At 61.5% G+C, this 15682-nt stretch carries 12 protein-coding genes and 1 pseudogene; 7 read left to right on the top strand and 6 right to left on the bottom strand.

Annotated elements, in window-relative coordinates; all coding sequences use genetic code 11:
- The first annotated feature begins 58 nt into the window (after positions 1 to 58).
- From K9857_RS12715 to ureC, 5 genes are all read left to right on the top strand, one after another.
- The gene (locus K9857_RS12715) at positions 59 to 361 is read left to right on the top strand and encodes an urease subunit gamma (protein WP_039593493.1); all 303 of its coding nucleotides are present in this window, start codon (positions 59 to 61) and stop codon (positions 359 to 361) included.
- Between the two features lie 9 nt (positions 362 to 370).
- Entirely contained in the window at positions 371 to 904 is a 534-nt protein-coding gene (locus K9857_RS12710; RefSeq protein WP_224536210.1) for a GNAT family N-acetyltransferase, read from the top strand.
- Between the two features lie 6 nt (positions 905 to 910).
- Positions 911 to 1444 carry a GNAT family N-acetyltransferase gene (locus K9857_RS12705; protein WP_224536207.1) on the top strand — a complete coding sequence of 178 codons (534 nt, stop codon included), beginning with the start codon at positions 911 to 913 and terminating at the stop codon, positions 1442 to 1444.
- Positions 1444 to 1749, top strand: coding sequence for an urease subunit beta (locus K9857_RS12700; protein WP_224536206.1), 306 nt, complete (start codon positions 1444 to 1446; stop codon positions 1747 to 1749). Before K9857_RS12705 ends, K9857_RS12700 begins: the two co-directional genes overlap by 1 nt.
- Before the next feature lie 147 nt (positions 1750 to 1896).
- Positions 1897 to 3597: an urease subunit alpha gene (gene ureC, locus K9857_RS12695; protein WP_224536204.1), complete on the top strand. Its 1701-nt coding sequence runs from the start codon at positions 1897 to 1899 to the stop codon at positions 3595 to 3597.
- A gap of 192 nt (positions 3598 to 3789) precedes the next feature.
- Here the strand turns inward: ureC and K9857_RS12690 are convergent, their stop codons facing one another.
- From K9857_RS12690 to K9857_RS12675, 3 genes are all read right to left on the bottom strand, one after another.
- Positions 3790 to 8892, bottom strand: coding sequence for a dermonecrotic toxin domain-containing protein (locus K9857_RS12690; RefSeq protein ID WP_224536202.1), 5103 nt, complete (start codon positions 8890 to 8892; stop codon positions 3790 to 3792).
- A gap of 402 nt (positions 8893 to 9294) precedes the next feature.
- A complete protein-coding gene (locus K9857_RS12680; RefSeq protein ID WP_224536199.1) occupies positions 9295 to 9600 on the bottom strand; it encodes a chaperone modulator CbpM in 306 nt (101 codons plus the stop codon).
- A gap of 24 nt (positions 9601 to 9624) precedes the next feature.
- The gene (locus K9857_RS12675; protein ID WP_224536196.1) at positions 9625 to 10566 is read right to left on the bottom strand and encodes a DnaJ C-terminal domain-containing protein; all 942 of its coding nucleotides are present in this window, start codon (positions 10564 to 10566) and stop codon (positions 9625 to 9627) included.
- Between the two features lie 297 nt (positions 10567 to 10863).
- On the opposite strand from K9857_RS12675, the gene K9857_RS12670 reads away from it, so the two are divergent.
- Entirely contained in the window at positions 10864 to 12138 is a 1275-nt protein-coding gene (locus K9857_RS12670) for an Hsp70 family protein (RefSeq protein WP_224536194.1), read from the top strand.
- Positions 12139 to 12279: 141 nt separating this feature from the next.
- Here K9857_RS12670 and K9857_RS12665 read toward each other — a convergent pair whose 3' ends face one another.
- The 3 genes and pseudogenes from K9857_RS12665 to K9857_RS12655 all read right to left on the bottom strand — a co-directional run bounded on the left by K9857_RS12665 (position 12280) and on the right by K9857_RS12655 (position 14658).
- Complete coding sequence (locus K9857_RS12665; protein ID WP_175375494.1) at positions 12280 to 13293, bottom strand: AI-2E family transporter; 1014 nt, start codon at positions 13291 to 13293, stop codon at positions 12280 to 12282.
- Positions 13294 to 13531: 238 nt separating this feature from the next.
- Entirely contained in the window at positions 13532 to 13837 is a 306-nt protein-coding gene (locus tag K9857_RS12660; RefSeq protein WP_175375493.1) for a PsiF family protein, read from the bottom strand.
- A gap of 64 nt (positions 13838 to 13901) precedes the next feature.
- Positions 13902 to 14658: pseudogene (locus K9857_RS12655) on the bottom strand (AraC family transcriptional regulator).
- A gap of 97 nt (positions 14659 to 14755) precedes the next feature.
- Between K9857_RS12655 and K9857_RS12650 the strand changes: the two are divergent.
- Positions 14756 to 15643, top strand: a complete 888-nt coding sequence (locus tag K9857_RS12650) for a DMT family transporter (protein ID WP_224536192.1) — start codon at positions 14756 to 14758, stop codon at positions 15641 to 15643.
- The last annotated feature ends 39 nt before the right edge of the window (positions 15644 to 15682 follow it).

The following is a 15682-nucleotide window of genomic DNA, read 5'->3' as shown; positions in this document are numbered from 1 at the left end:
GCTCCCACAGGGTATGTATTCACAGATCTAATTTTTCTGCCGAGATGGATTTTCAACGATGGACCTGACCCCACGTGAAAAAGACAAGCTGCTGATCTTCACCGCAGGCCTCGTGGCCGAGCGGCGTCTGGCTCGCGGTTTGAAGCTCAATTATCCGGAGGCCATGGCCTATATTTCCGCAGCGCTCCTCGAAGGCGCCCGCGACGGCCAGACCGTGGCCGAGCTGATGCACTTCGGCACCACGCTGCTGAGCCGTGAACAAGTCATGGAGGGCATCCCGGAAATGATCCCGGAGATCCAGGTCGAAGCGACCTTTCCCGACGGCACCAAACTGGTCACCGTCCATCAACCGATTGCCTGAGACAACGTCATGACTTACACCATCCGCGATGCCGTACCCGCCGATCTGCCGGCCCTGCGTGACATCTACAACGACGCCGTGCTCAACACCACCGCGATCTGGAACGAACAACCCGTGGACCTGGGCAACCGTCAGGCCTGGTTCGACGCGCGGCAGGCCCAGGCCTATCCGATCCTGGTGATCGTCGACACTGAAAACACCGTGCTGGGCTACGCCTCCTTCGGTGACTGGCGGCCGTTCGAGGGCTTTCGCCACACCGTCGAGCACTCGGTCTACGTGCGCAGCGACCAGCGTGGCAATGGCTTGGGTCCTAAATTGATGGACGTGCTGATCGAGCGCGCCAAAGGCTGCGCCAAGCACGTGATGGTCGCGGCCATCGAGAGCGGCAACGCCGCGTCCATTCACCTGCACGAGCGTATAGGTTTCATTACCACCGGGCAGATGCCGCAGGTCGGTATCAAGTTCGGTCGCTGGCTGGACCTGACCTTCATGCAACTGACCCTCAATCCTGGCGCCGAGCCTCCCGTCGCCGGCAAGGAGTGACACCCGATGAACCCCGCCCAACTGCGACGCGTCAACGTTGAAAGCTTTGCGCACTATCGTCAGGGTCTGATCGACCTGCTGCTCAATGCCGTTGGCTACGGCGCCAGCGTCGGCTTCATGGCCGATCTGGACGCCAATCAGGCCCATGCGTATTTCGATGAGGTTCAGGACAACCTGAAGAAGGGCAATGTGTTGCTGTGGGTGGTGGTCAAGGACGAACAGGTGCAGGCCAGCGTGCAACTGACCCTGTGCCAGAAAGCCAACGGCCTGAACCGCGCCGAAGTGCAAAAACTCCTGGTGCGCGAGGAAGCGCGGCGACGGGGTCTGGGACAGCAGTTGATGACGGCGCTGGAACAGGCAGCGTTGCAGCACAAGCGCGGCATGCTCTTTCTCGACACCGAGGCCGGCTCGCCTGCGGAAGATTTCTACAAGGCTCTGGGCTATACCCGCGCCGGTGAAATTCCGGATTACGCGTGCGATCCGAGCGGGCGCTACAAGCCCACGGCGCTGTATTACAAGATTCTCCAGGGGGCCCATTGATGATTCCCGGTGAATTGCAGATCCAGCCCGGCGAGATCGAACTCAACGCCGGTCGCCGCACGATCAGCCTGGCGGTGGCCAACAGCGGCGACCGACCGATTCAGGTCGGTTCGCACTATCACTTTTTCGAAACCAATGACGCCCTCACCTTCGACCGCGCGGCCAGCCGTGGCATGCGCCTGAACATCCCCGCCGGCACCGCGGTGCGTTTCGAGCCGGGGCAGAGTCGGGAGGTGGAGCTGGTAGACCTGGCCGGGCATCGGCGGGTGTTCGGGTTCGCCGGGCGGGTCATGGGTGACCTTTAGGTTTTGCGTTGTCAGTACCGGCCAATCGCGAGCAGGCTCGCTCCCACAGTTGACCGCGTTCCCCTGTAGGAGCTTCCGAGCGCAGCGAGGCTGCGATAGCTCGCAACGCGAGCGGTCTCAAATTCAATGGAATCCCAAGGCAAGCCGATGAAAATCTCAAGACAAGCCTACGCCGACATGTTCGGCCCCACCGTCGGCGACAAGGTCCGCCTTGCCGATACCGAACTGTGGATCGAAGTGGAAAAGGACTTCACCACCTACGGCGAAGAAGTGAAATTCGGTGGCGGCAAGGTCATTCGTGACGGTCAGGGCCAGAGCCAGTTGCTCGCCGCCGAGGTGGTCGACACCCTGATCACCAACGCGCTGATCATCGACCACTGGGGCATCGTCAAGGCGGATGTCGGCCTCAAGGACGGGCGCATCCAGGCCATCGGCAAGGCCGGCAACCCGGATATACAGCCCAACGTCGACATCGCCATCGGCGCCAGCACCGAAGTGATCGCCGGCGAAGGCATGATCCTCACCGCCGGGGGCATCGACACACACATCCACTTCATCTGCCCGCAGCAGATCGAAGAAGCGCTGATGAGCGGCGTCACCACCATGATCGGCGGCGGCACCGGGCCGGCCACCGGCACCAACGCCACCACCTGCACGTCCGGGCCGTGGCATCTGGCGCGGATGCTCCAGGCGGCGGACGCTTTCCCGATGAACATCGGCCTCACCGGCAAGGGCAACGCCAGCCTGCCCGAGCCGTTGATCGAACAGGTCAAGGCCGGCGCCATTGGCCTGAAACTGCACGAAGACTGGGGCACCACCTCGGCGAGCATCGACAACTGCCTGAGCGTCGCTGACGACTACGACGTGCAGGTCGCGATCCACACCGACACTCTCAACGAGTCCGGCTTCGTCGAAACCACTCTCGGCGCGTTCAAGGGCCGCACCATCCACACCTATCACACCGAAGGCGCGGGCGGCGGGCATGCGCCGGACATCATCAAGGCCTGCGGTTTCCCCAACGTGTTGCCGAGCTCGACCAACCCGACCCGGCCGTTCACCCGCAACACCATCGACGAACACCTGGACATGCTCATGGTCTGCCACCACCTGGACCCGAGCATCGCCGAAGACGTGGCCTTCGCCGAAAGCCGCATCCGCCGCGAGACGATTGCCGCCGAAGACATCCTCCACGATCTGGGCGCGTTCTCGATGATCAGCTCCGACAGCCAGGCCATGGGCCGGGTCGGCGAAGTGATCACCCGTACCTGGCAGACCGCCGACAAGATGAAAAAACAGCGCGGCCCGCTGCCGGGTGACGGCCCGGGCAACGACAACTTCCGCGCCAAGCGCTACATCGCCAAGTACACCATCAACCCGGCGATCACCCACGGCATCAGCCATGAGGTGGGTTCGGTGGAAGTGGGGAAATGGGCGGATCTGGTGCTGTGGCGTCCGGCGTTTTTCGGGGTCAAGCCGACGCTGATTCTCAAGGGCGGGGCCATTGCGGCCAGTCTGATGGGCGATGCCAACGCGTCGATTCCGACGCCGCAGCCGGTGCATTACCGGCCGATGTTCGCAAGCTACGGTGGCTCGCTGCACGCCACCAGCCTGACCTTCATCAGCCAGGCGGCGCAGGCGGCAGGCCTTCCCGAGGCGCTGGGCCTGAAGAAGAAAATCGCCGTGGTCAAGGGATGCCGCGATGTGCAGAAAACCGATCTGATCCACAACGATTATCTGCCGAGTATCGATGTCGATCCGCAGACCTATCAGGTCAAGGCGGATGGGATGTTGCTGTGGTGTGAGCCGGCGGAAACGCTACCAATGGCGCAGCGGTACTTTTTGTTCTGATAGAACCCCTTTCTACGGGGGCACTCGGTCCCTGTGGTGAGGGGGTTTACCCCCGTTGGGCTGCGAAGCGGCCCCCTGCATTTTTTCAGGCAGACCGTGCATTCAGGTTTTGCGACGGCTGCGCCGCCGAACGGGGGTAAACCCCCTCGCCACAGGATTGTGCTGGTCTCGGGTTTTTCAGCGTTTCAGAAATCAGCCCAGCTTCGTGCGCTTGATGATTTCCCCCGTCACCCTGGCAATCAACGCATTCTCCTTCGCCCCGATGTCAGCCATTTCGGCGTAGTAATCCGCATCGCTCATGACCTCGCCCGGCTTGACCTCGTTCTGCGGCTTGCCCAGCAATTTCGCCAGTCGCTTGATCTCGGCGCGCCAGTGAATCTTCTGCACGCCTGAATCATTTTCCAGCCAGGCTCTTTGCGCCGCCTGCAAGTCCAGCAGTCGCTCGCCCCTGACCCGCAGCTCGTTGATCTCCGGCGCATAGGCCCGGCGGATGAACTCCACCCAGAAAGGCTGTTCAAGCAACCGCTCCTGCAACAGCGGTCCCTGCTCCTTGCCCAGAACCCGGGTATACGCGTCTTCGATGCGCTGCGCCGTGACCTCGGGCGCGCCGAAGGTCATGTTCCGCGACTGCCAGGGCAGATCCAGGCGCGTGGCCAGTCGCGTCGGGTAAATGAAGAAGATTTCCGTTTCGTCGATGTCATCAAGCGGGTTGCCGTGGGCATCGAAGTGCGGGACAGGCTCACCCTGTTCATTGAACTCCGAATGATGGCGCCCCTCGGCCACCAGCTCATCGACCCGCTCCTTGGCGATCCTGCTCAGCTCATCCAGACGCGACTTGCCTCTGGCCAGCTCCACCAGTTCGGTTTCAATCAGATCCTGCGCGCCCAGTTCGTAGGCCTGAGCGATCAGCACCTCGACGCCCATGGTGTTGAACAGCAGCGAGTTGGCATCGACGCAAGTGGTCGGAGCCGTCGCCATACGAAACAGCCTTTCCCTCAGGGCCGTACTCGCGGCCGTTGCCTCAACCATTTGCCAGACCTTGCGGCACAACTCGACCCTCACCCTGGCGTCGGGTGAGCGACCATCGGCGGACACCGAAAGCCGCCTCAACTCCCTGAAAAACGGCTCAGACCCGGGTTCACGCTCGAGGTCTGCCCACGTGTCCTGCTTGGCCCGCCATTGTTCTTCGGTCAGCCCCTCTTTCCACAGCCCACTGTCGAGGATGCCTCGGGCGGGATACGGGCGCTCCGGTTCAAAACCGACCGACAGGCGATAGTCCCGGACCCTGCGCAAATCCTGCGCAGAGATGTAGTTCGGCTCGTGGCTAATGACGGTGCGCGCAACGATTTCCGCCTGCGCCGACCCCGGTTCTACGTCGGGGATGACTTGCAGCCGATTGGCCTCCATATCCAGAAAGAATGTGCGCGGGCGAGGCTGATCGAACACGCCGGTGGGCCACGCATTGATGCCCGTGTCGGCCAACAGCAGGGTTTCCAGATTCGCCATCCGGCTGATGTCCGGCGCCAGCGTCAGTAGCGGGTTGTCCTCCAGCCCCAGAAACCGCAGGCGGGTCAGATTGCTCAGTTGGGTCACCGCGGGTGCATCGAGCTTGATCAGATTGCCGGACAGATCGAGCTCGGTCAGGCGCGTCATTCGCCCAAGAGGTTCAGGCAGCTCGACCAGCTCGTTATTGCCCATGTTCAATTTGCGCAGACGCATGAAGTGGCTAAGGAAGCCATCGACGTTATCGACGATTTGCGCACTCGACAGATCCAGATGCGTGACGTGATCGAATTTGGCGGTCAGCGGTGGCAGCTCATTGAGTTGGCCCTGCAGGTCAATCCCGGACAAGTCGATGAACTGACCCTGAGGCTGACCGGTGTTGTCCAGATCCGCCACCCCTTCCTGGCGCCAGGCCTGAAGCAAAGCCCTGATGATCTTGACCCGGGCAAAGTGCTTCAAGCCGAAAGCCCGAGTGAATCGTTCTTCAGCCGGTGCCCCGACTTGCAAGGAAAACTGCCAGTTATGCAGGGCTCGACTGAGCTGCATGTACTCGTCCTCAAGCCGCGTCAGGATCGTATTCGCCTGGTCACCCCATTGCCCGATGACTTCATCGACCTCATCCGGCAACAGCGTGGGATACAACACCGCCATCCGCTCATAAAAAGACGGTCGCACCCCGGAAGTGCTCGGATGATCGCTCAAGGGATAACCGATTCGCTCTCCGGAAAGACGTGTCGGCGCCTTGAAGAACGGATGTCGGCGCGGTTGCATCTTCAACAGCACGCGCAACTGGTCTTGGCTCAACGGATGTTCGACGATCTTCGCCTTCAGCTGCGCCCCCTGGGACACCTCGGGCAAGCCGATGGCCTGACGGTGGCGATCGGGCAAGGCGTGCTGGATCGAGTTGAACAAATCGTCGCTGCCATGCAGGTGTTCATCGCGGTCGTTGCGCGTCTCATAGCGACCGTCGGCATCGCGCACCAGCACCTTGCGCTCGCTGGCATCCGGCGCACCGACACTGGCGCGCAGCTTGCCTTCGAGCCCACCTTCGCGGACTTCAATGCGCAGATCGTTGGTCCAGCCCGGCAAGGCGGGCAGTGAATTGAGCACCAGGGTTTCGGTGTCGGCGTTGGCCAGCGCCTCCAGATGCAAACCTTCGTAGGCGCGGGTCAGGCGAAGTTGTTGCTGCAAGCGGCGCGCGCCCTCGGCGATGCGCAGGGGCACGCGCTTCTCGGTTTCCAGCCTCAGGCGCTCGGCGGGCGTGGCGTCGGCCAGCAGCTCCCGGACCATCGAGGTCGGCAGGCCGCTGAAGTCGCGCTGCACAACGGCCACGGCCGGATCGGAGGATTTCTGCTGTTCGGCATAGATGCTCTGGGTCAACCGCAGCCTTTCGCGGGCGGCGTGCGCCTGCAGTTGCTGCTGCACGGCGCCAGCCCGTTCTGCCGGGGTGCGCGGGGTGTAATTGGGCAACAGCGCCTTGATTTCCGCTTCGCTGAGGAATGCAACGATACGTTCAGGCACTCGGCCCTCCAGCAGATCCTGGCGGGTGACCTTGAGGACGTCCTTTGCGGCAGCGTCCGGGTTGCCGTAACGGATCGAAGGTCCGGCCAGATCATCTTCGGTGAACACCTCAATCGCCTTGTTGGCCGGCCAGCCCGGCAACTCGACCGCCAACGGTGCGAGATATCCGGAGAGCTGGCCCTTGGCGGAGCCCTGGGAAATTTTCACCGCATCGGCATAGGCCCTGAACTTCTTCAGGGTTTCCAGCAGGATCGCCGGAATGGACTCGCCCTGGGCGTGCATTCGGCGCAGCACGTCGTTGTCGATGCCGCTGGTTTGGCGGATGTGTTCCAGCTCGGCGTCGCTGAAACCTTCCGCCAGCGGACCCAACCGACGCATCAGTTTCGGGCCGTCCCAGGTCTGCGGGTTTTCGCCCTCGTGGTGCCAGGCGCCTTGCCGGTTATGCACAAGCTCCGGCGAATAGGCGTCGGGACGGGTCGGGTGTTTGATCCTGAAGCGCTCGGTGGCCGGGTTTTGCTCCACCTCATAGTGATCGCCGTCCACACGCAGCAGCCTCTGCCCTTCGTGGGTATGCAGGCCCCATTCATCAGCCTCGGATTCGGGCGCGAGGGTGATGGAAGATCGATAGGAAGTGATGTCCGGATTCCACAGTTTCTGCTGGCCGTTGGCGAGGGTGACGGGTTTGAGCGTATCCACCACGCTCGACAGCTGAACCTTGGGCAGCACCGCCGCGCCCGTGCCGACAAAGCCGACATTCAGCGCAACGCTGGCCAGGTGGGCCCACATTTCCTTGATCTCGCCCTGCTCGAAAGCTTCGATGCCCTCGAACACGTCATCGCACATTTGCGCGGCGCCGATGGTCATCATGATAGGACCCAGGCCGGGCACGACGAAGGCCGCCAGGTTGAGCACGCTGTTGGCGGCGTCCAGATAGCTCTGCAGCCTCTGCGCGCGAGCCTCGCGGTCTTCGTCCTCGGTGGGGACCGCAACCACCCGTGCATCGTTGTAGGTTTTGCTGATCGAGTCCTGGCGCAGTTGCTGCCAGAGATCGCCTTCGATGAGGGTTTCTTCCATGGGCAGTCGGGCGGGGTCGGCCTGAAGCGGATAATCCGCCTGCGTGTCGACGCTGGTGGTGTTGTAGCGCTTGCTCAGCTCGCTGACGAACACGCCCTGCTGGCGCATGGGTACGAACTGGCTGAAGTAACGCCGGAAATCGGCGTTGTGCAGGCGGCTCCGCAGCTCGGCCATGAACTCGCCGCGGGAGGCGTATTCCTTGAAGGGTTGCTGTGGGTCGTTGGGCAGGTACGCCACCACGCGCCGGGTCTGGTCAGCGCTGGCGCGGTCCGGGCCGATCAGCAGCGGGCCGACCAGATCGATGCCGAAGACTTTCAGGGTCGAGTACACCACTGGCTGCCCATCGAGGGTGATGCGGCGCTGGTTGCCGATCAGCTGTTGCAGCATCTGGTAGGCGCTGGTGCTGACGTCTGACTGCTGGTGGGCGGTTTCGGTGGTCATGGCCAGCTGTTGTTTCTGGTGTTCGTCCAGTGCCTGTTCCAGCGCTTTGCGCTCGCTGTCGGTCTTGGGTTCGAGGATGTCCTTGATGTGTTTCTGGTACTGCGCGCCCAGGTCGAGGGTCCGGCAAAGCTCGGCGAACTCGTGAGGCGCGATGGCGATGGCCTGGGAGTTGATCGCCTCGAAGGTGGGCAGTACGTCACCGTCGTAGCTGTTCCAGGTGGTGATGATCTGGCAGTTGTTGCAAGGCTGGGGTTTGGCTTCTTCAGGCGTGAAGTTGGCCAGTGCCGCCTCCAGCAGCGAGGTGCCGCGATACTCGTAGCGCAGGCTCTGGTCGGGTTCCTGGTCGAAGACGAAGAAACCAAAGAAATCATCACGGCCCTTGAAGCCGTATTTGCGGGCGAAGAAGGTATTTTTTACGTCCAGGTCGAGCTTGAACTTCGCTTTGATCGCCTCTTTGAGCGGCTGCTCGGCGAACTCGAAAACCCCCTTGATACCGCACAGTCGGGTATCGACCTTGTTCAGGGTTTCGCGGTAGCGCTTGTGGGTGTCAGCGAGGGTCTTTTTCTGCCCGGGCGTGGCCTTGAGGTACCAGGCAGGCAGTTGCAGATCATAGGCGCTCATCACCGTCTGGCGTCGCGTGGAAGCCTGGGTGAACCAGTCGGGAATGCGGTCCTTGAGAAAGTCGTAATGAACACCTCTGAAGTCTGCGTCGAACGAGCCTTCTGGGGTGGAAGCGGGTGTCTTTGAATCGGGCATGACAAGTCATCCGTGACTGATAGTGGGCCATCAGCCTATCGAGCGACCTGTGGAAAAAAACCTAAATATCTATCGCGAGGGAACGATCAAAGCCGACACAAAAACCTGTGGGAGCGGGCTTGCTCGCGAAAGCAGTGGGTCAGCCAGCATCAATGGCGACTGATACACCGCATTCGCGAGCAAGCCCGCTCCCACAGGGGGATGCTCAGTGACTACAAAACCTGCGCACGACGCAGATCAAACTGTGGGAGCGGGCTTGCCCGCGAAGAGGCCGGTACATTCAACATTGATGCTGGCTGACCTGACGCCATCGCGGGCAAGCCCGCTCCCACAGGGGATGCTCAGTGACCACAACACCTGCGCACGACGCAGATCAAACTGCACGCACTGCTGGCATCGCGATCACTCCACCACCAACCGCCCCAACCGCTGCTTGAGCATCCGGTTCTCCGCCCGTAGCAGCTGGACCTCTTCCAGCAAGTCCAGCGCCAGGGCGACGCCTTCCCAGTCCAGTTCCAGGTCGTGGCGCAGTTTGGCGGCGCGTTTGGCCAGGGTCAGTTCGTAGTCGGTGAAACGCCAGTCCTTTGGCACGGAGCCCTGAGGTTCGAGGATGCCGTGCTCGACGATTTCGATGACGTAGACGTCCGACAGGTCGGTCGCCTCACAGAATTCGGTCATGCTCAGTTCAACGATCAGGGGACTGCTCATAGTCACTGACTCCTTGCTTGCAAATCAGAAATTCTCTCTCGGATCGAACGCGGCTTTCTTCGCCAGCTCCTGCCACAGGGCCTTGATCTCGTCGTCCGATTTCTTCGGCATCACTGCCTTCAATTGCACGAACAGGTAACCACGCTCACCTGCCTTGTTCGACAGGCCATGGCCCTTGGCGCGCATGCGCTGGCCGTTCTGGCTGCCGGCCGGGACCTTGAGGTTGATCTTGCCGGTCAGGGTCGGCACCGCAACCTCGGTGCCCAGCGCCAGCTCCCATGGGGCCAGCGGCAGGGTGATAATCAGGTTTTCGCCTTCGACGTCGAATTTCGGGTGCGGCGCGAAACGAATGGTCAGGTACAGGTCGCCATTGGCGCCGCCACCGATGCCCGGCGCGCCCTGCCCTTTGAGGCGGATGCGCTCACCGTCGGTCACGCCGGCCGGAATCTTCACGTTCAGGCTTTTTGGCGTGTTGCTGACGTGCTGGCCGGCCGCGTTGTATTGCGGGACCTGGAAGGTGACCTTCTTCGATTCGTTCGACAGGGTTTCCTCAAGGAACACCCCCAACTCCATTTCTACGTCCTGGCCACGACGGCCAGTGCTGCGGCGCGACTCGCCACCACCGAAGCCCGGGCCACGGTTGCCGAAGATCGAACTGAAGAAGTCGGAAAAATCGCCGGTGTCCTGGCCGCCACCAAAACCTCCACGGCTCTGCCAGCCCGGTGGACCTTGGAACGGCTGACCATGCTGGCCGTATTTGCGCAGGTCGTCGTACTCGGCGCGCTTGTCGGCGCTTTTCAGCGCCTCATAGGCTTCCGAGGCGTCCTTGAACTTGGCTTCGGCGTCCTTTTCCTTGCTGACGTCGGGGTGGTATTTGCGCGCCAGCTTGCGATAGGCCGCCTTGATCGCCTTGTCGTCGGCTGTCGGCTCCACACCGAGTATCTTGTAATAGTCTTTGAAGTCCATCGCGGGAATCACCATCCGTTATCGAAATCGCGCCACCTGCCACAGCATGCGCCTGTTGGCCGCATGGAAGTTGACCGATCTCAGGATTGTGACCGGGTAGCGCATCAGAAGTTTATCGGCAGCGGGCGGGGTGACTTGCGTTCATCCCGCGGCTGTCCGGTTGATGCAGGGTAGTTTGGGGGTGATGGCACATCTTTCAAGGCATTGAACGGCAAGATTTAGCGGATAACCGGCCTTCGATTCTGCGCCGCACTGACATACACTGCGCGGCCGTTTTTTAACCGGAACCTGAAAGACATGAAAAACGCCTCTCCAGCCCGTGCCTGCGGTATCGACTTCGGCACGTCCAACTCCACCGTCGGCTGGCTGCGCCCCGGCATGGAAACGCTGATTGCGCTGGAGGATGACAAGATCACCCTGCCGTCGGTGGTCTTCTTCAACCTCGAAGAACGCCGCCCGGTCTACGGCCGTCTGGCGCTGCACGAGTACCTGGAAGGTTACGAAGGCCGCCTGATGCGCTCGCTCAAGAGTCTGTTGGGTTCCAAGCTGATCAAGCACGACACCAGCGTTCTGGGCACGGCCATGCCGTTCAAGGACCTGCTCGGCCTGTTCATCGGCCAGCTCAAGAGCCGCGCCGAAGCCACCGCCGGTCGGGAATTCGAGGAAGTGGTGCTGGGTCGTCCGGTGTTTTTCGTCGACGAGGACCCGGTCGCCGACAAGGAAGCCGAAGACACTCTGGTGGAAGTGGCGCGCAAGATCGGCTTCAAGGAAGTCTCGTTTCAGTACGAACCGATTGCGGCGGCATTCGACTATGAGTCGACTATCGAAAAGGAAGAGTTGGTCCTGATCGTCGACATCGGCGGTGGTACGTCCGACTTCTCGCTGGTGCGCCTGTCGCCCGAGCGTCGGACCGTGGCCAACCGTCAGGACGACATCCTGGCCACCGGCGGCGTGCACATCGGCGGTACCGACTTCGACAAGCAACTGAGCCTGCAAGGCCTGATGCCGCTGTTCGGCTACGGCAGCCGGATGAAGAGCGGCGCCTTCATGCCCACCAGCCACCACATGAACCTGGCGACCTGGCACACCATCAACTCGGTTTACTCGCAGAAGTCGCAACTGGCCTTGGGCAGCATGCGCTACGACATCGAAGACACCGGCGGCATCGATCGCCTGTTCAAGCTGATCGAACAGCGCGCCGGGCACTGGCTGGCGATGCTGGTGGAAGAAACCAAGATCGAGCTGACCTACTCCGACGTCCGTCAGGTGCCGCTGGACCGCATCGAGCCGGGCCTGAGCGTGGACCTGAGCCGCGCACTGTTCGAATCGGCCATCGACAACCTGCTGGAGCGCGTGCGCAACAGCGTCAGCCAGTTGCTGGCAGACGCCAATGTCGGACTCGATCAGGTGGATACGGTGTTCTTCACCGGCGGTTCGAGCGGGATTCCGGCGCTGCGTAACAGCGTGTCGGCGATGTTGCCGAATGCGCGGCATGTGGAAGGGAATATCTTCGGCAGTATTGGTAGCGGTCTGGCGATTGAGGCGGCGAAGCGCTACGGCACCATGGACTGATCCGGAACCGAGTTGTATTCATCGCGGGCAAGCCCGCTCCCACAAGTTTCAGCGTCGATCACAAATCTGTGGCAGACACAAAACCTGTGGGAGCGGGCTTGCCCGCGATGAGGCCCTGTCAGGCAATGGAAATCTGCCTGATCAAACCATCCCCACCTGCTTCAACTCACTCTTCAAATAAGCATAGTAAATCGGCCCCGCCACCACCCCCGGCAAGCCGAACGCCGCTTCGAACACCAGCATCGCCAGCAGCAACTCCCACGACTTGGCACTGATCTGCCCGCCGACGATGCGCGCGTTGAGGAAGTATTCGACCTTGTGGATCACGATCAGGTAACCCAGCGCCGCCACCGCCACCCAGATCGACAGCGAGAGGCCGACGATGGTGATCAGGGTGTTGGACATCAGGTTGCCGATCACCGGCAGCAGGCCGAGAAGGAAGGTCAGGACGATCAGGGTCTTGGTCAGCGGCAGCTTGATGCCGAACATCGGCAGCACCACCGCCAGGAAGATCCCGGTGAAAGCGGTGTTGAGCAGGGAAATCTTGATCTGCGCGAAGACGATGTTGCGAAAGGCCTGGACCAGCAGGTGCAGGCGGTCGAACAACGCGGCGGCCAGCGGCTTGCGTTTGGTCAGGTCCGGCACGCGCTGCAGGGCGATGATCGCGCCGAGCACCATGCCGATCAGCAGCGTCACGAACATGTGCGCCACGTCCTTGCCCACCAGTTGCAAATCGCTCAGATGCTTGCTCATCCACTCGCCGATCGCCACCCGGAATTCCGCGGCGCTGGCCGGCAGGTAGGCGTCGATGAACGGCGGCAACTGACTGCGTGCGCGGTCGACCACGTGCATGAACTTGTCCAGGGATGCGCCGGGGTTTTCCGCCTCGTGCAGCAGGAAGCTGAAGGCGCCGGCGAAGATCAGGGTCAGCACACTGACCACCAAAGTCCCCAGCAACGCCACCGCCAGCCAGCGCGCACGCCGGCCTTCGATCAGCCGCTGCAATTGCGGGGTGAGCATGTTGACCAGCTCGAACACCAGCAACCCGGCCAGCAGGCTGGGCAACAAGCGCAGGGGGATCACCAGCAGCAGCCCGCCAAAAATGATGATCCAGCTGATCACCAGCAATACATGACGTTGAGAAAACGTTGGCATACAGCCTCAAAACGAACAGCGTAAAAGGATTGGCAGTCTGCCAGCGTTCCGGTGACAGCACTAGGGATTGTGTGGGGCGACCTTGGTCGGGGGCTCACGCACATTCAGGCATGCACACAGATCAATGTGGGAGCGGGCTTGCTCGCGAATACGGAGTGTCAGCCAACATTGATGGCGACTGATACACCGCCTTCGCGAGCAAGCCCGCTCCCACACTGGCCTGTGCAAACCCCGAAGATTATTTTTTCTTGAGGCAATCACTCATGAACGCCTTGCGCTCATCGCCCTTGAGAGCCTTGGTCGCGGCGTCGGCGTTGCAGGTTTTCATTTTTTCCTGCTGCGGAGTCAGTGCCTTGGCGTCGTTGGCTGCCGGCGCCGCTTTGAGGCAATTGCTCATGAAGGCTTTGCGCTCGTCGCCCTTGAGGCTTTTTGCGGTGGCGTCGGCGTTGCAGGTGGTCATCTTGTTCTGTTGTTCAGTGGCGGCGAAGCCCTGAGAGCAGAGCAGCAACCCGATCATCAACAAAGGGACACGCAGCATCTTCATGGAGTTTTCTCCTTGTCGCCGCACCGAGGGGGACGGCCATGTTCTGGAGTGTAGACAAAGCCTGTTACACCTTCCTGCTGTCCAGGTGGCTGCGTCGATACTGCTCCGGCGTGCACCCGGCCTGACGCTGAAACATCGCGATAAAAGCCGAGCCTGTGCTGTAGCCCATGTCGAAGGCGATTTCCTGAAAAGCGCAAGCGCTGGCGCCACTCGCCGAAACTCATGCCTAGCTCGCGGATAAATTGCCGCGCCAGGGTGCGTTCGCTCACATGAACCTGCGCCGCCCAATCCGCCAACGGCCGGTTATCCCCGGGTTCGTTCTGCAGGGCTTCAAGAATCCCCAGCAGGCCAGGACTGCTCGCGTAGGGCAGATAGCACTCGTGCATGGGCGCCTGTTGCAACTGATCCACCAGCACTTGGGCAAGGCGCCGATCCGCGTCCCGCTCGGGCACTTTTACATCGCGGGCGGCGAAATCCTTGAGGATGGCCTTGAGAATGTCGTTGATGGCCAGCGTACAGGCCTGGGGCGGCAGGTCGTGGCAGAGCGACGGTGCCAGACAAACCGCGCGGTAGTTAACCGGTTCGTTGACGTAAAAACTGTGCTCGGTCTCGGGCGGCACCCACACCGCGTACTGCGGCGGCGACAAGTAACGGCTGCCGCCGATCTCCATGTGCAGCACGCCGTGGGCCACATATTCCAGGGTGCCCCAGGGATGGCGATGGGGTGAGGCAAAGCGGTGTGCGTCAAAATCGGCGTAGCGGAAGTACACCGGGGCGGGCAATTCACTGAAGCTCAGAAGGTCGACGTGTTGGCTGGTCATGCTGTCCGAAATCAGGGGCGGGTTGTCTGGATCGAAGTATAGGCCTGTAATCGGACAAGGGATAATCGCGCCTCATCAACGTTACTGGTTTTTTGCGATGCAATACGCGTATCCCCTGCTGGCCATCCTTATCTGGGCCGGCAACACGGTAGTCACCAAAATGTCGGCCGGATCGATCTTCCCCGCGGAGATCGGTTTCTACCGCTGGCTGCTCGCCGGACTGCTGTTCACCCCCTTCATGCTCAAACCGGTGATCGCCCATTGGGCGGTGATTCGCCCCAACCTTGGCAAGGTGTTCATCCTTGGGGTGCTGGGCATGGCGGTCTATCAGAGCCTGGCGTACTTCGCCGCCGGCCTGACTTCGGCCACCAACATGGGGATCATCCTGTCGCTGATGCCGTTGATGTCGCTGGCCATGGCGATCATCAGCCTCGGCCAGCGCCTGACCGCCGGCGCGCTGGTTGGCGCGGTGCTGTCGTTGGTCGGCGTGCTGGTGGTGGTTTCGTCCGGCAGCCTCGCGGTGTTGCTGGAGCACGGGGTGAACCTGGGCGACGCGATGATGCTGATCGCCACGCTGGCCTATGCGATCTACAGCACCTTGCTGAAAAAATGGCATCTGAAATTGCCGAAGTTGGTGCTGCTTTATCTGCAGATCCTGGTAGCGGTGCTGGTGTTGTTTCCGCTGTTTGTCATCTCGCCGAAAACCGGCCTGACAGCGCAGAACATTCCGCTGGTGCTGTATGCGTGCCTGTTGGCCTCGATGCTCGCGCCGCTGGCGTGGATGCAGGCGGTGGTGCGCCTGGGGCCGAGCCGGACCACGCTGTTTTTCAATTTGCTGCCGGTGATGACGGCATTGATTGCGGCGCTGGTACTGCGCGAGCAGTTGGCGGTGTATCACCTGGTGGGCGGGGTTTTGACCTTGGGTGGGGTGATTGTTTCGGAGCGGTGGACCACTGCGTTGGGTCGCAGGATTAGCGTTGCCTGATAGGGCCTATTCGCGGGCAAGCCTCGCTCCTACAGGCAT

Origin of the sequence: Pseudomonas sp. REP124, from assembly GCF_020164475.1 — a bacterium.
In the GTDB taxonomy this organism is placed as follows: Bacteria; Pseudomonadota; Gammaproteobacteria; order Pseudomonadales; family Pseudomonadaceae; genus Aquipseudomonas.
Note: the sequence above shows the minus strand (reverse complement) of the source record. Positions and strands in the feature narration are given on the sequence as shown.